The sequence below is a fragment of the Thiopseudomonas alkaliphila genome, from assembly GCF_001267175.1.
GTDB classification, from domain to species: domain Bacteria; phylum Pseudomonadota; class Gammaproteobacteria; order Pseudomonadales; family Pseudomonadaceae; genus Oblitimonas; species Oblitimonas alkaliphila.
On the sequence record NZ_CP012358.1, the window covers coordinates 2,115,539 to 2,135,184 of the forward strand.

Genomic DNA, 19,646 nt, shown 5'->3' on the forward strand with positions numbered 1-19,646 from the left:
ATCCATTTTACCGGTAGCTGCTAAGACCTTTTTTAGTATCTCTAAAACTACACAAAGGTAGGCAGTTTTCCTGTAACGGTTAGCTGGATTTAACCAGTAAACACGCGAGCTTTATTCGTCAGTTATTGAGTCGCGAAGCGAAAAACTATACCAGCAAAAATCCGTGATGGCTAAAAAATGATCCTTGCTGGCAAGTTTTAGGCGGGAAAGTAACCAGTTAATTAAGCACTGTGCTGGCGCCAAGGGCGGGTCCAGCGTTCAGATAAAATGACGCCGAAAATGGTCATACCGCCGCCAATAAAGTGATATGTAGCCAGCTGCTCAGATAACATCAACCAAGCAATCACCGCCGTAATAATTGGGCCTAAATTAAAAAAACCGGCGGTGCTGCTTGGGCCTAAATGTTTAATCCCAGTCATCCATGCCAAGGGCGCGGCGATTGAGGCAAATACGCAGGCGTATAAAATCAGCGGCACGTTAGCGCTAGTTAATCCTACCTTAGGCGACCATAAAAACAGCGGGAATAAGATAATCACCGCCACTAACACCTGTAGGTAAAGCATGGTCATGGCTGACAGGGGAATTTGCCATTTTTTTAGCAAGGTGCTGTAGATCGCATAGGATAAAGTAGCGATTAACATCATGGCATCGCCCATGTTGATACCGTGGCTTAGCAGGGAGAGTAAGTCGCCTTCAGAGATAACGAGTAAGACCCCAAGAAACGACACAATTGAGCCAACTAATGCCCCCATCGTGAGTTTTTGACCAAGTGCCAAAATGGCTAAGGTTAAGGACATCATGGGCATTAACGAGAGGATAATTCCCATATTAGTCGCCGAGGTTTTAGGTGCGGCAAAATAGGCTAAGCTTTGATAAACCGCCATTCCCAGAAATCCTAAAATAAAAATTTTGCCCATATACGGTTTGGCTGTGGACCAGCTGCGTAGCGCGGGGCGCAGTAAAAAAGGGGTGAGCAACACGGCAGCAAATAACCAGCGATAAAATCCGATTTCCGCGGGATTAATTGCACCTACGGTGAGTTTGTTGACTACGGTGTTACCAGCCCAGAACAAGACCGCCAGCAAGGGAAATGCGTAATACATAGAGCCTCAGTTGTCATTAAAAGAAGAATGCCCGCTATTATGCGCCTGTCTTAATTAAAGCCTATACTGATTTTCAGACAGAGCAGCGTGAATTTAAGACAGTATGCAAAAAAAATACCTTAGCATCCCAGAAATCAGTGATTTACCCAGTACGGTATATTTTCGCTATGACGAGTTCGGTGCCGATACCCATGCCGCGCCTCATCAGCACAGTTGGGGACAGCTTAATTATACCGCGCGGGGCGTCATGCAACTGGAGGTGGAAGGCCAAGTGTATTTATCGCCGCCCAGTTATGCGGTCTGGGTGCCACCGCATCATCAGCACAGCTGTTATAACCGTGAGGCGGTAATTTATCGCTCGGTATATATTGCTGCCAGCGCCTGTGAGCAGCTGCCGCTTCAGCCCTGTGCGGTCGCAATGAGCGATATTTTAAAGGCAATTTTGAATGACTTTGCCCTGCGCGATGTGAAACAGCCAATGACTTTAGCTGATCAAAATTTAGCACAAGTGTTATTGGATCAACTGCAATTAGCGCCAATCGAACAGGCGTATTTACCCTATGGCAGCTCACCGCAGGTTAATCAGATTTTGCATAGCTTACGTTTGCAGCCAGCCAATAATGCCACCTTAGCTGACTGGGCTGAGCAAGTATTTGTCAGTGAGCGCACGCTGGCACGAACTTTTTTGCGTGAGCTGGGCATGAGTTTTGGTGAGTGGCGTCAACGTTTACGTTTTTTAGCCGCGTTAGAGGGTTTAGAGCAAGGGCAGAGCGTTAAAGCGTTAGCCTTTGACTTAGGCTATAGCAGCTCCTCAGCATTTATTAGTATGTTTCAGCGTCATGCAGGCTGTACTCCCGAGGCTTATCGGCGCCAACAAAACTAAGCGATGACTGCCGTCAGTGGACCAGAGGGTCTATACTGTTGGCGTTGTGTTGGGCGTTAATGCCTAACTGTTAAGTTGCCGTTAGCCCTTAGGAGTGAGTATGTCCTCAGAAATTTTATATCGCCCACGTCGATTAAGACGTACTGCGGCGATTCGTAACTTGGTGCGTGAGCAAAGTTTTAATCTGGATGATTTGATTCATCCCATTTTTATTGATGAAGGTTTAACTGAGCGTCAAGCAATTGACTCCTTGCCAGGTATTTGTCGCTTTCCTGAGTCTGAGTTAGCTGCAGAAGTCGATGAGCTGTATAACTTAGGCATTCGCTACATTATGCCGTTTGGTATTTCCCATAAAAAAGATGAAGTTGGCAGCGATACCTGGAATGACGATGGGTTGCTGGCACGAATGGTACGCACCATTAAACAAAGGCATCCGGATATGGTGGTCATTCCGGATATTTGTTTTTGCGAATACACCAGTCATGGGCACTGTGGTGTGGTGTGTGATGGCGAAGTAGATAACGACGCCACGGTGGCTAACTTAGTTAAGCAATCAGTAGCAGCCGCGCGGGCCGGTGCCGATATGCTGGCGCCATCGGCAATGATGGATGGTCAGGTAGCTGCTATTCGTCAGGGCTTAGATGAGGCAGGTTTTAGTCATGTGGGAATTTTAGCTCACGCGATTAAGTTTGCTTCGGCCTTTTATGGTCCTTTCCGTACCGCGGTGGATTGTAATCTATCGGGCGATCGAAATGGTTATCAGGCGGACTTTGCCAATGGTCGTCAGGCAATGGTAGAAGCCGCGATTGATGAGGCCGAAGGTGCAGATATTTTAATGGTTAAACCAGGTACACCGTATTTGGATATTGTGGCGCAACTGCGTCAGCGTACCGACCTGCCGATTGCCTCGTATCAGGTGGGGGGAGAATACGCAGCGATTAAGTTTGCCGCCTTAGCTGGTGTACTAGATGAAAAACGTACGGTTTTTGAAACCTTAATTGGTTTCAAGCGCGCTGGGGCTGACATGGTGGTGAGTTATTACACCAAGCAAGTCGCCGAGTGGTTAAAACAAGACCAAGCGTAAGTTGACGTTTAAGCAGCAAAAAGGCATCCATGTGATGCCTTTTTTATTAATCTAAGATTAGCGTTGATTATCTACGCTTTAGATAATGGGTAATGCGATTGAGCAACATACCATACAGCGGTACAAATAAGGTCATACTGATCGCCAGCTTAATTACATAATCGACTGCCGCGATTTCCACCCAGTGTTCCGCCATAAACGCATTGCTGCTTTGCCAAAAGGCGACCCAGAAGAACACAAAGGTATCAACTAAATTACCAATTAAAGTCGAAGCTGCAGGAGCAACCCACCATTGGGGCAGTTGCCGTAGTCGATCAAAAACAGTGATATCCAATAACTGGCCGACCACATACGCTGCGAAACTGGCCAGAGCGATACGGAACACAAAACTATTAAACTGCAACAAGGTGGCGGCTCCTTGAAAGCTGCCCTCATGAAACAGTGCCGAGACTAGGTAGGATGCCAAGAGAGCCGGCAGCATGGCCCAACCCACTATTTTGCGTGCGGGTTGTTTACCAATTAAACGCACTGTGAGATCAGTGGCAAGAAAAATAAAGGGAAAGCTAAACGCGCCCCAGGTGGTTTGCCAGCCCAGTAACTCCATGGGGAACTGCACCAAATAGTTGCTGGCAATAATAATGAGAATGTGCAGAGTAGCGAGTGCCAGAATTAACCGGCGTAAAGCAGCGTTATACATACCACAACCATTTTTAATGGGGGCGAGGGAACCCAGAATTGGCGCGCAGTATAACCAGTAACGGCTAAGTTGTTAATCGACAAAAATATAGACAGTTTATTTAAAGTTATTAACTAAGTTATCAACAGGGTTACAACGCTGAAGTTTAGCTGGCTGAGCTGGCATTAGTGGGAGAAAACTAAAAGACTGTGTATAAGTGTGTTGTGTATAAAATGGTAAAACTATTTAACGGCTGCGACAATTATTCACTGAGTGTAATTAAAGCTATATTGATCAGCGACTTACTGGTTTTGTACACAGTGTAGTTAACTAATTATAGGGCGGACTGGAGGCGAGTCTGCAAGCATTGCATGATTGGTTGTTTTTTGAGCGAATGCTAGGGAGGGCAGAGGATGTGGGCTGTTGCGATTTGTACTAAAGCTTTTAACAGAGTTATCCACAAAGAATAGGGATAACTCTGTTAACCGGTTACATTAGCTTATTTCTGTGGGATAGAGCGTGGTGCAATCATATTTTCTGGACGTAGAATTTCCGCCAGTAATTCTTCATCTAACAGGTTTTCTTCACGCACTAACTCGAGGACACCACGGCCAGTTTCTAAAGCGATTTTGGCGATGCGGGTAGAGTTTTCGTAACCAATATAGGGGTTAAGTGCGGTGACTAAGCCAATGGAGTGTTCTACTAGCTCACGGCAATGTTGCTCATTGGCGGTAATGCCTTCAATGCAATGCTCGCGCAGCATATCCATCGCACGCTTGAGTAAGCGAATCGAATCAAAGGTTTTCCACGCAATCAGGGGTTCCATCACGTTGAGCTGCAATTGTCCTGCTTCAGCGGCCATGGTGAGAGATAAGTCATTACCAATAATTTCATAGGCTACCTGATTTACAGCTTCTGGAATCACCGGGTTAACCTTGCCTGGCATAATAGAGCTGCCGGGTTGACGGGGCGGTAGGTTAATTTCGTTAATCCCAGTACGTGGGCCACTAGAGAGCAAGCGTAAGTCGTTACAGATCTTTGAAAGCTTCACTGCAGTGCGCTTGAGCATGCCGGATAACAGCACAAAGGCGCCCATGTCATAGGTGGCTTCAATTAAGTCTGTCGCGGCTTTTACCGGATGCCCACTGATTGCTGCAAGGCGTTGAACCGCTAAGCCTTGATAGCGAGGATCGGCATTAATCCCAGTGCCGATGGCGGTACCGCCTAAGTTAACCCAAGTTAACAGGTCGGGCACTAGCTTATCGAGGCGATTTAAGTCTTCCCCAAGGTTAGTGGCAAAGGCATTAAATTCTTGGCCAAGCGTCATAGGCACCGCATCTTGCAGTTGAGTGCGGCCCATTTTTAATACGCTGGAAAATTCTACGCCCTTGGCTTGAAAGGCATTCATTAAGGCTTTAAGGCTGGTCAGCAAGTCTTGATAGCCAAGCAGTAACCCTACGCGAATGGCCGTTGGATAGGCATCGTTGGTGGATTGCGCCATGTTGACGTCATTATTGGGGTGTAAAAACTGGTACTCGCCTTTAGCTTTGCCCATGGCTTCCAGGGCTAAGTTAGCAATGACCTCGTTGGCATTCATGTTGGTGGAGGTGCCGGCGCCACCTTGGATCATATCGACAATAAACTGATCGTGATGCTGGCCATCAATGAGTTGTTTACAGGCGAGGGTAATGGCTTTGTGCTTATCGGCTGATAAGTAACCGAGCTGATGGTTGGCATCAGCTGCGGCTTGCTTAACCATAGCTAAGGCGATAACAAAGTTAGGGTAGTGGGCCAGAGGAACGCCTGATAAGTTAAAGTTATTGCAGGCACGTAAGGTCTGAATGCCGTAATAAGCATCCGCGGGTACTTCTAGGGTACCCAGTAAGTCTTTTTCTAAGCGAGTATTGGCAGAAGACATGAAGCAACCTATTTCACGGTTAATAAGTAAGCCGCTATTTTACGTGAGCTACCAGAGAAAGGCTAAGCAACTCAGCGGCGGGTTGGGGCGTAACGTGTGAGTGTCGACCTGTATCAATAGAAAAACAACAACTAGGCGAAAAGTGCGCTGGTATTAGTTTTTTATTCGTCAGGGGTAAAGGGCTAGCGTAAAAACTCTTGGCTAAAGGTTTTAAAGGTCGGGTGTTTAGCATCACGTAGCCATTCAAAACCGACCATTTCTTTGGTTACCAGTACTGCACCTTGTTGCTGCATACGCTGCAGTGCGTAGTGAGTGTCTTGCGGCTGGCGTGCTGAAATGGCATCCACCACTACAAAGACCTGTTTGTTTTGCGCCAACAGCTGTAAGGCGGTTTGTAAAATACAGGCGTGGGCTTCAATACCGCAGAGCACAAACTGTTGGTACTGCGCCAGTGGATAGTGTTGGCTAAAGTCAGCGCTGGCTAGGCAAGAAAATACCGTTTTATCAACCACAGTGACCTGCTCTAGATAAGGTTGCAGAGCCGCAACCGTAGGTCCAATGCCTTTGGCGTATTGCTCGGTAGCGGCAATCGGCACCTTGAGCAATTGGCTGAGTTTTAGCAGCCATTGGCAATTAGCCACTAACTGTTGGGGCTGATCAACTGCGGCCACTAGTTTGTCTTGCATATCAATTAAGAGCAGTAAGCTTTGTTCGGTTGTCATTAACATGGGGCAGTCTCCGTAGATGATGGCTTAAGCGCGCTAGACATAAAAAAAGCGGTACCGTTTAGCACAGTACCGCTTTTGAGTCGCTGGTTGTTACCTGAGCACTGGTTTAGAACTGCTCGGCAGCAAGTTCGTATAGGCTGGTGCTACCGGCACAAATGCTCGCCTCTAGACCTAGAGTACGTGGCATTAAGCGCTGGAAGTAGAAAGAAGCAGTTGCCAGTTTGCCACTGTAGAATGCTTCGTCTTCCGCAAGTTTAGCTTGAGCTGCAGTCGCCATACGTGACCACATCCAAGCATAGGCGGTGTAACCAAACAGGTGTAGGTATTCAACTGAGGCTGCACCTACTTCGTTCGGATTTTGCGCCGCTTCATTGATTAACCAGTTGGTTACTTTTTCTAGACGCTCAAGGGCTTCTAGGGTCTCTTTAGCGTACAGCGTGCCAGGTTGGGCAACGCTTTCACGAACCAAGTTAGCGAAGATTTTTACAAACGCGCCGCCATTGGAGACGACTTTACGACCGGCTAAGTCTAAGGCTTGGATACCGTTGGTACCTTCGTAGATTTGCGCAATACGTACGTCACGTACTAGCTGCTCTTGGCCCCACTCGCGGATATAGCCGTGACCGCCGAATACTTGCTGACCGTGAACACAGCTTTCTAAACCGTTATCGGTGAAGAAGGCTTTAGCAATTGGAGTTAACAAGGCAACCATGTCAGCTGCTTGTTTTTGCTCTTCTACGTCAGTGCTGAACTTAGAGATGTCTAATTGTTCGCCCACTAAGCAAGCAAAAGCCCGACCACCTTCAGTTAAGGCTTTCATGGTGAGCAGCATACGACGCACATCTGGGTGCACCATGATTGGGTCAGCGGCTTGATCTTTGTTCTGTGGGCCAGTTGGCGCACGGCTTTGGATACGCTCGTTGGCGTATTCCACAGCACTTTGGTAAGAGGCTTCAGCACAACCGATACCTTGAATACCGATTGATAGACGCTCGTAGTTCATCATCGTGAACATTGCAGCCAAACCTTTGTTTACTTCACCAACGAGGTAACCGGTGGCACCATCAAAGTTCATCACGCAGGTGGCAGAAGCTTTAATACCCATTTTGTGCTCAATCGAGCCACAGCTCACTGCGTTTTGCTCACCCAGTGAACCGTCTTCTTTGACCATCACTTTAGGTACTAGGAACAAGGAAATACCACGGGCACCTGCAGGTGCATCCGGTAGTTTAGCTAGCACTAAGTGAATAATGTTTTCGGTCAGGTCTTGCTCACCACCGGTGATGAAAATTTTGCTCCCGGTAATTTTGTAGGTGCCATCAGCATGGGGTTCTGCACGGGTGCGAATAATACCTAAGTCAGTACCAGCGTGTGCTTCGGTTAAGCACATAGAACCTGCCCAGCGGCCTTCGTATAACGGCGGTAAGAATTTTTCTTTTAATTCTTGGCTGGCGTGTGCATCAATGGCTAAGCACGCACCAGAACTTAGGGCTGAGTACAGCGCAAAGCTGGAGTTAGCAGAGTACAGCATTTCTTCAAACTGTACGGATAGCATTTTTGGCATACCCATACCGTTAAATTCTGGGTTACCACCTAAACCAACCCAGCCACCTTCAATGTAGGTTTGGTAAGCTTCTTTAAAGCCGGCTGGCGTGGTTACTACGCCATCATTCCACTGTGCGCCTTCTTCGTCACCACTACGGTTTAATGGCGCAATCAGTTGACCAGTAACCTTTGCTGCTTCTTCTAAGATCGCATCGGCCGTATCCACATCAACGGTTTCTGCTAAGGCAGGTAAGCGAGCCCAAAGTTTTGGCGCATCAAATACTTCATGAAGAACAAAGCGCATGTCGCGTAGCGGAGCATTATATTCAGCCATAAATCATCCTACTTTTTTTCAGGTGCTGGTTAGTAATGGCCAGCACGTGGTACATAAGGCGCAGCTCATCTGCGCCTTTCGTATTAGTCTAGTTTAGCATCATCGGTTTCAGTTTTTGGCGCCGTGCTAAATTTTAATAGGTGGGTGCGTTCAACTAAGATATACAGCACCGCACCGGTCGCCAAGCCCCAACCCGCACCATAAACAGCCAATACCACACCCATGGTGCCGGCAATGCCGCGCTCGGTGTTATTGGTGAGCTGCTCAAAACCTACCATTAAACAGATGTAACCTGTTAGCAGCAAAGTCAATGATAAGGCGATGGGTAATACCGGTTGGAAGAAGGTGACCAAGGGCAGCAAAAACAGTGCAATAAAGCCAGAAATCCAGAACGTACCCGCGCCACTGTAGATCGACTCCATTGCGTGACGGCCATGCTTATAGCGCTCAGCCATGGTTGCTGCAATGGCAGTCCAGATCGGGCCAGCTAAACCTGGATAAGGCGCAAAGAAAGCGTGCAGGGCATTACGGATTGCGGTAACTAAGTGCACACGGTCAATGTTGTTCTCGATTTTTTCATCGCTACGTAGTTCATCAGCCCGCTGCATCAGCGACTGTCCGACAATAATGTCACCAAACGCAATCACGTAAGAAATAATCGCGGTTGGAATTGCCAGCATAAATACTTTGGCGTCTGGGAAACCAACAGTAAAGGGCAAGTAGTTCCACATTTCTTTGAAGTTAGGGGAGGTAATGCCAAATTGGATATCGGGCATTTTGTACTCACCCACGGCGATACCGATAAAGATCGCAATCAACATGCCGGGAACCATGCCGTAGTTAACGATTTTTTTCGCAAATGGAAAGCGATCGGTTAAGCCACGGAAAGAGACCGAGAACATCAGGTACAGACACACCAAGCTACCAATCACCAAGGAAATGGGGGTATTAGCTAGGCGGCCGCCAGTTGAAATTTCACCCATGAGCGCGGCAATACCTGCGCCAATAATGATGCCACTTTTCATTGAGTTAGGAATAAACCGCACCAAGGCACTGCCGAGTCGGGTGACACCTAACACTAAAAATATAATGAAAACCAAAAATTGTAGTGCAAACAATGCCTGAATGGCTTCAGGGCCTGGCTCATAGTTACCTAAAAACAGTAGGACTACCGGAATTCCAGGCGTAACCCAGCCAGGCACGTAGGGGGTACCTAATAATGCCGGTAGCATAAAACCAATTCCGCAGACCACGACGTAAGCGAGGGCAACGTCATAGGGTAAGCCGAGGTATTTTTCCAATAGTGGAATCATCCCCAAGCTAACCACAAACATAATCAAAGCTTGGAACATTTCCGCGGTTTCCCAGCGGTAATGCACAAAGGGTAAGCGTACCTTAAATGGGCCAGCTTTCCAGTAGGGTTGCTCTTCCCCGTGTTTGCGTTGATATAACTGCATATTCATCTCCATTTCTGCCTAGGCTAGTGGGTTACTAGCACTTGAGCCTTTATTGCTTATTGTTGGTTTGTTATTGAAGAGCTCACACAGAATTGCTTAAAGCTCTTTTGCGATTTCTCGCAACAGATACTTTTTCGTTTTGCCTGTGGAGGTTTTAGGTAAATCATCAAAAATGATGGTTTTTGGAACCTTGAACGCAGCTAAGTGTTGGCTGCAAAACTGTTTAATATGCTCACTGGTAATATGCGAAAACCCAGCTTTTAAGGTAATAAAAGCGCAGGGGATTTCCCCCCATTGAGCGTTGGGTTGGGCTACTACCGCCGTTTCTAGTACTGCAGGATGGCGGTACAGCACGCTTTCTATTTCTAGGCTGGAGATGTTCTCTCCGCCAGAAATAATAATATCTTTGAGTCGATCTTTAATCTCGATATAGCCATCAGGGTGACGCACGGCTAAGTCGCCACTGTTAAGCCAGCCATTGGCCAGTACTTGTTGAGTGGCTTTAGGGTTTTTTAGATAGCCCTTCATCACTGTATTGCCGCGCATAAAAATCTCGCCAATAGTTACGCCATCAGCAGGAGTAGGGGCTAAAGTTTTTGAGTCCGCGACCATTAAGTTTTCCATAGTCGGATAGCGCACTCCTTGGCGAGCCTTGACTTCGGCACGTTGATCGGCGGGGAGTAAATCCCAGTCGTTATTCCAAGCACAATAAGTGGCAGGACCATAAACTTCAGTCAGCCCATAAACGTGGGTGACTTGAATGCCCATTTGTTCGGCATCATGAATAATTTTGGCCGCAGGAGCAGCGCCAGCCACCATGACACTCACTGGATGCTCAATCGCCGCTTTGGCGGATTCAGGCATGCTGATGAGGGCATTTAAAATAATCGGCGCTCCACAAAAGTGGGTCACTTTTTCTTGGCGAATGAGGTGTAAGATCTTTTGTGGATCAACGCGGCGTAAACAGACATGTACGCCGGCCAACGCGGTAATAGTCCAGGGGTAGCACCAACCATTGCAATGAAACATGGGCAAGGTCCAGAGATACACGGGGTGCGTACCTAGGCTCCAAGACATTTGATTGCCCGTGGCATTTAAAAAGGCGCCGCGGTGATGATAAACCACGCCTTTAGGGTTGCCGGTAGTGCCGGAGGTGTAGTTTAGCGAAATTGCCTGCCATTCATTTTCTGGCAGTGACCATTGAAAGAGAGGGTCGCCTTCGGCTAAAAAAGCTTCGTAATTAAGGTCGCTAACTGGTAAGCCATCGCCATATTCAGGGTCATTCACATCGATAATTAAGGGCGGGTGCTGTAATTTAGCGCAGGCCGCTTTAACGGTGTGATGATATTCTCGGTCAGCAATCAGTACCTTCGACTCAGCGTGCTCTAGCATAAAGGCAATCGCATTGGCATCCAGTCTGACATTTAGAGGATTAAGCACTGCGCCAGCCATAGGAATTGCAAAATGAGCTTCGAGCATTTCTGGAATGTTCGGCAGTAATACCGAGACGGTATCGCCTAAGCCAATACCACGCTCAACTAAAGCCGAGGCCAGTTGTCGACAACGCTGATAGGTTTCAGACCAGGTACGGCGAAGCGCCCCGTGAACGACCGCAGGGTAGTGGGGGTAAATAGCAGCACTACGCTCAATAAAGCTGATCGGGCTTAATGCAAGGTAGTTGGCAGGGGTTTTCTCGAGACCTAGCTCGTACATCGACATAAAAAGCTCTAGGAACCTACTAGCAAAACAGCAGTTACTTCTATGGGATAACAGACTTCATACAGAGATTTCCGTAAAATCTATCTGGCCATAGGCTAAGAATAGGGTACTTATATGCTATTTTCGGTGCATTATGGTAGTTAAACCAAGGTTTTATAGGTGTTGTACTATAAGGTTTTTTAAGTGAGTAACCATGGATATTGAGTGCCCTGTAGCCGCTGAAAAACGCGCTGATAAGATGCTGGAATTTTTGCGTCTGCAACGCTCAGCCGCCGTGCCAACTCTATGTTTGGCCGCTTTAGAAAACTATTGTTTAGCCAGCCCAGCGGTGCAGCAGGCGGCGTATTATGTTTGGCAGCCAGAACAGAGTGACTATCTTCCAGTGACTAATCAGGCGCCACAATTACTTGAAGACTATGCCCCAGATTTATCTGCTGCCGAGCTTAGACAGCAGCTGCTAAATGCAGCGGCTACGAGCAATCAGGCGCCACAAAGTGAGTGCTTGGAGGCTAAAGGCTGGTTGTTACAGCGCTTTGAATTTGCCGCGTCTGGTGAAGGGTTGCTGGTGATTCAGTTAGTTAAGCCAGATCAGCGGCAATGGGTGCAAGGATTAGTCGCCAGTTTAGTCGCAGTTCAGCAAGCGAGTGAGCAGTTATTGCAGCAGCAGTGTGACTTGGTTAAAGATCCACAGCCAAGTTTGCGGGTGTTGGCTAATGGTGATCTGGCCGAGCAAAATGTGGCGCTGCAAGGCTTGTTAACACAAACCCAAGCCGAGTTAGCGCAGTTACTGCCCAGTAATCACCGCGCGTTAGTGCGCTCAAGTTTATTGCAAGAGCGCGCCATTGAAGAGGTGGAGTTCAGTTATCAAGATACAATACTGCACTGGACCTATATTCCAATCTTAGATCAGCAGCAGGTGCTGGTGCGGGGTAAGGATGTCAGCCAAACGGTCAAGGTGAATCGAGAGGCCGCCCAAGCTTGGCGTCTGTACCGATTGATTACTGAAAACAGTATGGACTTGATTTCGCGCCATGCGCCGGATGGTTGTTTTATTGATGCCTCACCTGCATCTTGGAGTTTACTTGGCTATTGGCCAGAAGAAATGCGCGGTATGCAAGGTTTATCGCTGTTTCACCCAGATGACGCGGCGCAGATGCACAGCGCCTATAACGCCTTAAGTCAGCAGGGCTATTACACCATGACTTGGCGTGCTCGGCATCGTGAGGGCCACTATGTCTGGTTTGAAACGGCAAGTCGGGCAATTCGCGAAACGTACACCGGCAGTGTGGTAGAAATTGTCAGCATTTCCCGTGATATTACGCGGCGAGTATTGATTGAAGAGCATCGTCAGCGGCTAGCTGAAGTGGTGCAGGCCAACACCGACTTAATTTTGTTTTTAGCCCCCGATGGTTGGGTCAGTGGGGCCAATCCCTCGGCGCAAAAAGCCTTGCAGGTTGCAGCCGAGCAAACCTTTGCCATTAAGCAGGTGTTAGCGGCGGAAGATTATCAGCGGCTACGCACCCTTGGCTGGCAGCAAGCAGAAACCACCGGGGTGTGGAGCGCTGAAGTGCGCTTACAGCCACTACAGGGGCGTACCAGTTTTCCTGCTTCCTTGGTGTTGTTGGCGCATCGTGGACGGACCGGTGAGCGCTATTATTCGTTGGTGGCACGGGATATGACTGAGCGTGAGCGCCATGAGGTGGCGCAGCGTAAACATCAAGAAGAGCTGGCCCATACCGCGCGCTTAATTACTTTAGGTGAGCTGACCTCTGGGATTGCCCATGAAATGAATCAGCCGTTGGCAGCCATTATGAATTACGCCAATGCCAGCTTGCGTTATCTACAGCAAGCTACAGAGGATGAGTCATTAGCAAAAGTGACCCAAGGTTTACAGCGGATTAACGAACATGCCCAACATGCCGCTGAGGTGATTAAGCAGTTGCGAGCTTTGTTGCGTAAAGAGCCAAGACGGTTGCAAGCGCTGTCGGTACAGCAAGTGGTGCATGAAGCGGTGCGCTTATGTCAGTGGCAGGCGGGCAGTTGGCTAATCAGTATTACCACCGAATTACCTGAGCAATTACCGGCGATCTATGCCGATCGAGTGTTATTGGAGCAAGTGCTGCTTAACTTAATTCGCAATGCCATGGAAGCGAACCATCAAGCCTTGCCCAATAGCGCCTCAGAGATTCAGGTGCGTGCCAGTTTAACTGAGCAGCAGCAAATTATGATTCAGGTCAGTGATCAAGGCGGTGGTGGGCAACAGGCGAATCTTGAGCAGTTATTTACTCCCTTTTATACGGAAAAAAAGGATGGATTAGGGCTTGGGTTATCAATGAGTCGTAGTATTGTTGAAGGCTTTGGCGGCGAGCTGAATGTGCGACGCTTGAACAGTGGCGGCTTAATGTTTAGTTGCTGTTTACCGCTACGTGAAAAGGCAACAACTGCGTCATTGCTGACAAAGTGACCTCTGTTGAAAATCAAGTACAATGGCAATAGATGTTATTTATCTCGCTGTCACCGGTCATAAGGACGCCGTAGGCTGGTACAGCGCTATCTTACTAATTGAGTAAAAGGTTAAGCATGACCCAACAAATAGTGTATGTCGTAGATGATGAGCAAGGAATGTTGGACTCCACCGTTTGGTTGTTAGAGTCCATCGGCCTAACAGTGCATGCTTTTACCAGTGGCCAAGAATTTTTGCAAAAGTGTGATCCTAACGCCTGTGCCTGTGTGATTTTAGATGTGCGGATGCCGGGGCTCGGCGGATTAAACGTACAAGAAAGCATGCGCCAACAAAATATTCACTTGCCGGTTATTTTTGTGAGCGGGCATGCGGATGTGCCGATAGTGGTACGCGCCTTTCGCGCCGGCGCTGTCGACTTTATTGAAAAACCCTATAACGAGCAATTATTGCTCGACAGTGTCCAGTCGGCTTTGACCGGTCAGGCCTATAGTTATACTGCCGATGCCCGTTTAGCAGTGATTCAGCAGCGTTTAGATAGCTTAACTCCAAGGGAGAAAGACGTCTTGCTGCCCTTGGTTAAAGGTTTTACTAACCGGGAAATTGCTGAGCAGTTATCGGTCAGTGTGAAAACCATTGATCTTTACCGCTCACGGGTGATGAAGCATATGCAAGCCAGCACTCTGCCTGATTTAGTGGGCATGGTGATTGCAGCAGGCTTAGTTGATCCGCTTAATTTGCGCGGCTAAGCATCGGGCTGTGCTGCCTTAAAGTCTTTCAATGCTGCTAAACGCGCGGCCTGCAAAGCTTCACCTAAGGCTGCGCCTTGATAGCCCTGGGTTAATAAGGCTTGGGGGCTTACCGCTTTGACCGCTTGAGCTGCGGCTAATAAATACTGGGCTTGTGGATAGGCGCGATCTTCAAAGGTATAGCGGCCCCTGGCATCCATTTCACAAGCTGCAACAAATTGCGCTAGGCGCTCTGGACGACGGTAAACATCAAAGGCTTGCAGTAGCTTTAGCAAGGTCTGCGGGCGCAGTTCTAGGGCGCGATGACAGTGGGTATGGTACTCACTGACTAAAAGCGCCATCTGGGCAATTTCGCTGGGCACTTTAAGTCGTTGATTCACTTGTTTGATTAACGCTAAGCCACGGCTTTCATGGCCTAGATGGCGAGGCAGAATATCAGCTGGGGTTAAGCCTTTGCCTAGGTCATGCAGTAAGCAAGCCCAGCGTACAATCAATGGTTGCGCAAAGCGTGCGCACTGTTGTAACACCAAAAGCGTATGCAAGCCGGTATCCACTTCTGGATGAAACTCGGCTCGTTGCGGAACGCCAAACAGTTGATCAACTTCCGGGAGCAGCACCTTAAGTGCGCCGCAGTCACGTAGTACCTGTAGATACACGTCTGGGCGTGGTTCCATCAGTGCGCGTCGAGTTTCTTGCCAGACTCGTTCTGCGGTTAGGTGATTGAGCTCACCTGATTCAGCGAGTTGCTGCATCAGATACAGGGTTTCTGGCGCCACTTGAAAGCCCAACTCGGCATAACGTGCAGCAAAGCGTGCTACCCGCAATACTCGCAAAGGGTCCTCAGTAAAGGCTGCGGAAACATGGCGTAATACACGCTGGGCTAAATCCTGCTGGCCATTGAAAGGATCAATAATGGTGCCATCGGCGGCTTGAGCCATGGCGTTAATAGTGAGGTCGCGGCGACTTAAATCTTGCTCCAGGCTAACATCGGGTGCGGCATGAAAGGTAAAACCGCCATAGCCATGCCCGGTTTTACGTTCGGTGCGGGCCAGGGCATATTCTTCTTGGGTGGTAGGGTGTAAAAACACAGGAAAATCACTGCCTACTGGCTTAAACCCCTGAGCTAGCATTTGTTCTGCACTGGCGCCGACCACCACCCAGTCAACATCTGTTACGGGGCGTTGCAATAAATAATCACGAACTGCGCCGCCCACCTTGAAAATTTGCATCCTCGCCCCCATATTGTGTGAACAGTCATCATAGAAAAAGATAATTTAAACCCAACTGTAGAAAAACTGTCATTGCAGGTTGTTATCTTGCTATAAATAGCTATGATGCTAAAAGTTTATCGATTGTTGGTTGTTGATAGTTTTAGCCTATTAAAGCGATGCCAACATTCAATTATCCAAAGCACGTTAGGTTAAGTAGTATAACTGCCATAACGTTCTTAACCCCAAAGGAGTCAGAAATGTCCTACATCAATAGCGAAGTAAAACCATTTAAAGCACAGGCTTACCACAACGGTGACTTCATTGAAGTAACTGAAGCTGACCTAAAAGGTAAGTGGTCTGTAGTTTTCTTCTACCCAGCAGACTTCACCTTTGTTTGCCCAACTGAATTAGGCGACTTAGCGGACAACTACGAAGAGTTCAAAAAACTAGGCGTAGAAATTTACTCAGTATCTACTGATACCCACTTCACCCACAAAGCGTGGCACGACACTTCAGACACTATTGGCAAGATCCAATACCCAATGATTGGTGACCCAACTGGTCTGATTACTCGCAACTTCAACGTCATGATTGAAGAAGCAGGTCTAGCAGATCGTGGTACCTTCGTGATTGATCCAGAAGGCAAAATCCAGATCGTTGAAGTGAACGCAGGGGGTATCGGCCGTGACGCTAAAGAGCTTCTGCGTAAAATCAAGGCGGCTCAGTACGTTGCTGCTCACCCAGGTGAGGTTTGCCCTGCTAAGTGGCAAGAAGGCGAAGAAACACTAGCACCTTCTTTAGACCTTGTAGGTAAGATCTAAGTAGGTCAGGTTGAGCTTAACCTAGGTTAACTTAATCTAACTTACTGATTTTCAGTAAGTGTCCGAATGCCCGGGCATGAATGGCTCGGGCATTTTTGTATCAAAAATTTGTGGATTGAAGACGAGGAGTCATCATGTTGGACGCTAATTTAAAAACTCAATTAAAGGCCTACCTAGAGAAGGTGACGCAGCCCTTCGAGATCGTTGCGTCCCTTGATGAAGGTGCCAAGTCTGCTGAACTAAAAAGCTTGCTTGAGGAAATCGCGAGCTTAAGTGACAAAATTACTCTGCGTTTAGATGGGCAGGATGCGCGTAAGCCATCGTTTAACTTAAATCGCATTAATGGCGATATCAGCTTAACGTTTGCTGGTATTCCTATGGGCCATGAATTCACTTCTTTGGTTCTGGCGCTGTTACAAGTGGGCGGTCATCCCTCTAAGTTGGCGCAAGATGTGATTGAGCAAATCAAAAATTTAGACACTGAGATGCAGTTTGAAACTTACTTCTCATTGTCCTGCCAGAACTGCCCTGATGTGGTACAGGCACTGAACTTAATGGCGGTGCTTAACCCAAAAATTAAGCATGTAGCGATTGATGGGGCATTGTTCCAAGAAGAAGTCGAGCAGCGTCAAGTGATGTCGGTGCCTATGATTTTCCTAAATGGCGAGATGTTTGGCCAAGGCCGAATGGGCGTCGAAGAAATTTTAGCCAAAGTAGATACCGGTGCCGTGGCCCGTGAAGCGGAAAAAATCAGCCAAAAAGAAGCCTTCGATGTATTGGTCGTTGGTGGTGGTCCTGCTGGTGCTGCTGCAGCAATTTACGCTGCGCGTAAAGGCATTCGTACCGGTGTTGCGGCTGAACGCTTTGGTGGACAGGTGCTCGATACGATGTCGATTGAGAACTTTATCTCAGTTCAAGAAACTGAGGGACCAAAGCTGGCGCGAGCAATGGAGGAACATGTGCGTCAGTACGAAGTGGATATTATGAATCTACAGCGTGCCACACGTTTAGTTCCAGCGGCTGAGAAAGGTGGCTTGCACACCCTTGAGTTTGAGTCGGGCGCTCAGTTACAGGCTAAGTCAGTGATTTTGTCCACGGGTGCTCGCTGGCGCGAAATGAATGTGCCGGGTGAGCAAGAGTATCGTACCCGCGGTGTAGCTTACTGCCCGCACTGTGACGGTCCTTTGTATAAAGGGAAGCGTGTTGCGGTGATTGGTGGTGGTAACTCGGGCGTTGAAGCGGCGATTGATTTAGCGGGTATTGTGTCTGAGGTGACGCTGATCGAGTTTGATACCAAACTGCGAGCGGATGAAGTATTGCAGAAAAAACTCGCCACCTTGCCAAACGTGACTGTGATTAAAAATGCCCTGACCACGGAAGTAAAAGGTGATGGCAGTAAAGTGACTGCGTTGGTTTACAAAGACCGTGCAACTGAAGAGTTACACAACATTGAGCTAGAAGGTATCTTCGTGCAGATTGGGTTGCTGCCAAATAGTGAGTGGTTGAAAGATACCGTAGAGCTGACCAATCGGGGTGAGATTGTGGTGAATGACCGTGCTGAAACCAGCATTCCTGGGGTATTTGCCGCAGGTGACGTGACTACTGTACCTTATAAGCAGATTGTGATTGCAGTAGGCCAAGGTGCAACTGCTTCTTTGAGTGCTTTTGACTACTTGATTCGCTCGTAACTCAACTAGCGTATTAATTAATCCCGCTACCTCTCGGTGGCGGGATTTTTTTGTAAACAATAATCGGCTTATAGTTTACGCAGGGTAAGAATTTGTTCACTGCGGCCAAAAGGGCCCTGACAGTCATGCAGTACCGAGCTGGTTAAGCCTGTGCCATCAGTGCCATATTGCTGCACGGTTTCTAGTCCGAGCCACTGACCTTGGGGCAAGCGGTGCAGATGAATTTGCAAGTCTAAGTTTGGAAAACCCCACACAAATTCACCTTCTTGGCGCGGAACTATGCCATTAGCGGTGTCAACTAGGCCCATTAGATGGCTAAAATCTGAGGTGTTTTGCCCAGCGACCATGGCCACGGGAGTGTTAATCCAAACAATACCTTTACCGGCACGGCGTTCAGGGTTCGCACGTGTTTCTATCGACTGAATAAAACCACCTGCCCAGCGCTCCATCCCTTGCCATGCAGGATAATCTTCAGGCTGTAAAATAGCTGGATCCTCTAAGCCGGCTACGTTGCTGCTATCTTGAATCTGAATTCGCCAGGCGCGGGCGACAATACAGGTGCGGCCATTGGCGGCCATGGTCGATTCCAAGAGCTCAATGGTTTTACCTGGGCGAATCACCTCGGTAGTAATGGTAAATTCAGTGAAGGGAATTAAGCCAAAAATATCTAAGCTAATACGAGCAATCCGTAAGTCATGATTGCTCGAAAATTGCTCCAGTTCTGTGCATAAAATCCCGGTAGCCGGCGCCATATGTTGCTCGTGGGGATTCCATGCACCTTGGGCATGTGTAGTCGGTTGATAGTGGGCAATCACTTGAGATTGGTCTGCATTGGTTTCACGTTGAATAAGCTGATAGTAAGCCGCCATCTAGTAGATCCTTATTGTTATTGGAAAAAGCCTATAAAAGGCTAGCAACTATCCTAGAGCTTAACCTTAACGTAAGCAGGGAGGTATTGGCGGAAAGTAAAAGCGCGGGTGCAAGCAGGCAGGGCTGCAAGTAATGCTAAATTAGCTGGCGTGAAATATGATAAGAGATTAAAACAGGCGAGAGGTATCGCTAAACATTGCCAGAATTGGCTTTGAGATGGTGGGCCCACACGGACTTGAACCGTGGACCAAGGGATTATGAGTCCCCTGCTCTAACCAACTGAGCTATAGGCCCAACTCAGGGCGTAGATTATACAGACTGCTAGAAAAGACGCAAATAAAAAACCCTCGACGAGTCGAGGGTTTTGACACTGCAGAGAGTGGCTGCAGGCTAGCGCAG

At 48.1% G+C, this 19,646-nt stretch carries 15 protein-coding genes and 1 tRNA gene; 6 read left to right on the plus strand and 10 right to left on the minus strand.

Going from position 1 to position 19,646, the window contains the following annotated elements; all coding sequences use genetic code 11:
• Positions 1-221 precede the first annotated feature (221 nt).
• Positions 222-1,103, minus strand: a complete 882-nt coding sequence (locus AKN87_RS10250; RefSeq protein ID WP_053103358.1) for a DMT family transporter — start codon at positions 1,101-1,103, stop codon at positions 222-224.
• Between the two features lie 103 nt (positions 1,104-1,206).
• Between AKN87_RS10250 and AKN87_RS10255 the strand changes: the two genes are divergently transcribed.
• Positions 1,207-1,986 (plus strand): AraC family transcriptional regulator, encoded by a 780-nt coding sequence (locus AKN87_RS10255; protein WP_053103359.1) that lies wholly within the window; start codon positions 1,207-1,209, stop codon positions 1,984-1,986.
• A gap of 100 nt (positions 1,987-2,086) precedes the next feature.
• Positions 2,087-3,070, plus strand: a complete 984-nt coding sequence (gene hemB / locus AKN87_RS10260; protein WP_053101026.1) for a porphobilinogen synthase — start codon at positions 2,087-2,089, stop codon at positions 3,068-3,070.
• Between the two features lie 67 nt (positions 3,071-3,137).
• On the opposite strand, the gene AKN87_RS10265 is transcribed toward hemB, so the two are convergent.
• The 6 genes from AKN87_RS10265 to AKN87_RS10290 all read right to left on the minus strand — a co-directional run bounded on the left by AKN87_RS10265 (position 3,138) and on the right by AKN87_RS10290 (position 11,447).
• The gene (locus AKN87_RS10265) at positions 3,138-3,767 is read right to left on the minus strand and encodes a 7-cyano-7-deazaguanine/7-aminomethyl-7-deazaguanine transporter (protein WP_053101027.1); all 630 of its coding nucleotides are present in this window, start codon (positions 3,765-3,767) and stop codon (positions 3,138-3,140) included.
• Positions 3,768-4,245: 478 nt separating this feature from the next.
• A complete protein-coding gene (locus tag AKN87_RS10270; protein WP_053101028.1) occupies positions 4,246-5,664 on the minus strand; it encodes an aspartate ammonia-lyase in 1,419 nt (472 codons plus the stop codon).
• A gap of 182 nt (positions 5,665-5,846) precedes the next feature.
• Positions 5,847-6,392, minus strand: a complete 546-nt coding sequence (locus AKN87_RS10275; RefSeq protein WP_053103360.1) for a hydrolase — start codon at positions 6,390-6,392, stop codon at positions 5,847-5,849.
• A 106-nt stretch (positions 6,393-6,498) separates the two neighbouring features.
• Entirely contained in the window at positions 6,499-8,271 is a 1,773-nt protein-coding gene (locus AKN87_RS10280) for an acyl-CoA dehydrogenase C-terminal domain-containing protein (RefSeq protein ID WP_053103361.1), read from the minus strand.
• A gap of 83 nt (positions 8,272-8,354) precedes the next feature.
• On the minus strand, positions 8,355-9,728 hold the full coding sequence (locus AKN87_RS10285) for a solute carrier family 23 protein (RefSeq protein ID WP_053103362.1): 1,374 nt from the start codon (positions 9,726-9,728) through the stop codon (positions 8,355-8,357).
• A gap of 96 nt (positions 9,729-9,824) precedes the next feature.
• On the minus strand, positions 9,825-11,447 hold the full coding sequence (locus AKN87_RS10290) for an acyl-CoA synthetase (protein ID WP_053101032.1): 1,623 nt from the start codon (positions 11,445-11,447) through the stop codon (positions 9,825-9,827).
• A 193-nt stretch (positions 11,448-11,640) separates the two neighbouring features.
• Here AKN87_RS10290 and AKN87_RS10295 point away from each other — a divergent pair, with 193 nt between their 5' ends.
• On the plus strand, positions 11,641-13,911 hold the full coding sequence (locus tag AKN87_RS10295) for a PAS domain-containing sensor histidine kinase (RefSeq protein ID WP_231692602.1): 2,271 nt from the start codon (positions 11,641-11,643) through the stop codon (positions 13,909-13,911).
• Between the two features lie 116 nt (positions 13,912-14,027).
• The gene (locus AKN87_RS10300; RefSeq protein WP_053103363.1) at positions 14,028-14,657 is read left to right on the plus strand and encodes a response regulator transcription factor; all 630 of its coding nucleotides are present in this window, start codon (positions 14,028-14,030) and stop codon (positions 14,655-14,657) included.
• Here AKN87_RS10300 and AKN87_RS10305 read toward each other — a convergent pair.
• Positions 14,654-15,886 carry a multifunctional CCA addition/repair protein gene (locus AKN87_RS10305; protein WP_053103364.1) on the minus strand — a complete coding sequence of 411 codons (1,233 nt, stop codon included), beginning with the start codon at positions 15,884-15,886 and terminating at the stop codon, positions 14,654-14,656. The two genes, AKN87_RS10300 and AKN87_RS10305, sit on opposite strands and share 4 nt — an antisense overlap.
• Positions 15,887-16,125: 239 nt before the next feature.
• On the opposite strand from AKN87_RS10305, the gene ahpC reads away from it, so the two are divergent.
• Both ahpC and ahpF read left to right on the plus strand, forming a co-directional pair.
• A complete protein-coding gene (gene ahpC, locus AKN87_RS10310; RefSeq protein ID WP_053101035.1) occupies positions 16,126-16,689 on the plus strand; it encodes an alkyl hydroperoxide reductase subunit C in 564 nt (187 codons plus the stop codon).
• 134 nt (positions 16,690-16,823) lie between these two features.
• Positions 16,824-18,377 carry an alkyl hydroperoxide reductase subunit F gene (gene ahpF, locus AKN87_RS10315; protein ID WP_053103365.1) on the plus strand — a complete coding sequence of 518 codons (1,554 nt, stop codon included), beginning with the start codon at positions 16,824-16,826 and terminating at the stop codon, positions 18,375-18,377.
• A gap of 68 nt (positions 18,378-18,445) precedes the next feature.
• Here the strand turns inward: ahpF and AKN87_RS10320 are convergent, their stop codons facing one another.
• Together AKN87_RS10320 and AKN87_RS10325 are read right to left on the minus strand one after the other, a co-directional pair.
• Positions 18,446-19,246 (minus strand): thioesterase family protein, encoded by an 801-nt coding sequence (locus AKN87_RS10320; protein ID WP_053101037.1) that lies wholly within the window; start codon positions 19,244-19,246, stop codon positions 18,446-18,448.
• Positions 19,247-19,464: 218 nt separating this feature from the next.
• Positions 19,465-19,541 (minus strand) — tRNA-Ile (locus AKN87_RS10325).
• Positions 19,542-19,646: the final 105 nt, after the last annotated feature.

Excerpts from the sequence above, each read along its gene's own strand:
- hemB (WP_053101026.1), top strand. The coding sequence starts at position 2,087 with ATGTCCTCAGAAATTTTATATCGCCCACGTCGATTAAGACGTACTGCG.
- AKN87_RS10295 (WP_231692602.1), top strand. The coding sequence starts at position 11,641 with ATGGATATTGAGTGCCCTGTAGCCGCTGAAAAACGCGCTGATAAGATG.
- AKN87_RS10290 (WP_053101032.1), bottom strand. The coding sequence starts at position 11,447 with ATGTCGATGTACGAGCTAGGTCTCGAGAAAACCCCTGCCAACTACCTT.
- ahpC (WP_053101035.1), top strand. The coding sequence starts at position 16,126 with ATGTCCTACATCAATAGCGAAGTAAAACCATTTAAAGCACAGGCTTAC.
- AKN87_RS10275 (WP_053103360.1), bottom strand. The coding sequence starts at position 6,392 with ATGTTAATGACAACCGAACAAAGCTTACTGCTCTTAATTGATATGCAA.
- AKN87_RS10270 (WP_053101028.1), bottom strand. The coding sequence starts at position 5,664 with ATGTCTTCTGCCAATACTCGCTTAGAAAAAGACTTACTGGGTACCCTA.
- AKN87_RS10300 (WP_053103363.1), top strand. The coding sequence starts at position 14,028 with ATGACCCAACAAATAGTGTATGTCGTAGATGATGAGCAAGGAATGTTG.
- AKN87_RS10285 (WP_053103362.1), bottom strand. The coding sequence starts at position 9,728 with ATGCAGTTATATCAACGCAAACACGGGGAAGAGCAACCCTACTGGAAA.
- AKN87_RS10280 (WP_053103361.1), bottom strand. The coding sequence starts at position 8,271 with ATGGCTGAATATAATGCTCCGCTACGCGACATGCGCTTTGTTCTTCAT.
- ahpF (WP_053103365.1), top strand. The coding sequence starts at position 16,824 with ATGTTGGACGCTAATTTAAAAACTCAATTAAAGGCCTACCTAGAGAAG.
- AKN87_RS10250 (WP_053103358.1), bottom strand. The coding sequence starts at position 1,103 with ATGTATTACGCATTTCCCTTGCTGGCGGTCTTGTTCTGGGCTGGTAAC.
- AKN87_RS10320 (WP_053101037.1), bottom strand. The coding sequence starts at position 19,246 with ATGGCGGCTTACTATCAGCTTATTCAACGTGAAACCAATGCAGACCAA.
- AKN87_RS10305 (WP_053103364.1), bottom strand. The coding sequence starts at position 15,886 with ATGCAAATTTTCAAGGTGGGCGGCGCAGTTCGTGATTATTTATTGCAA.
- AKN87_RS10255 (WP_053103359.1), top strand. The coding sequence starts at position 1,207 with ATGCAAAAAAAATACCTTAGCATCCCAGAAATCAGTGATTTACCCAGT.
- AKN87_RS10265 (WP_053101027.1), bottom strand. The coding sequence starts at position 3,767 with ATGTATAACGCTGCTTTACGCCGGTTAATTCTGGCACTCGCTACTCTG.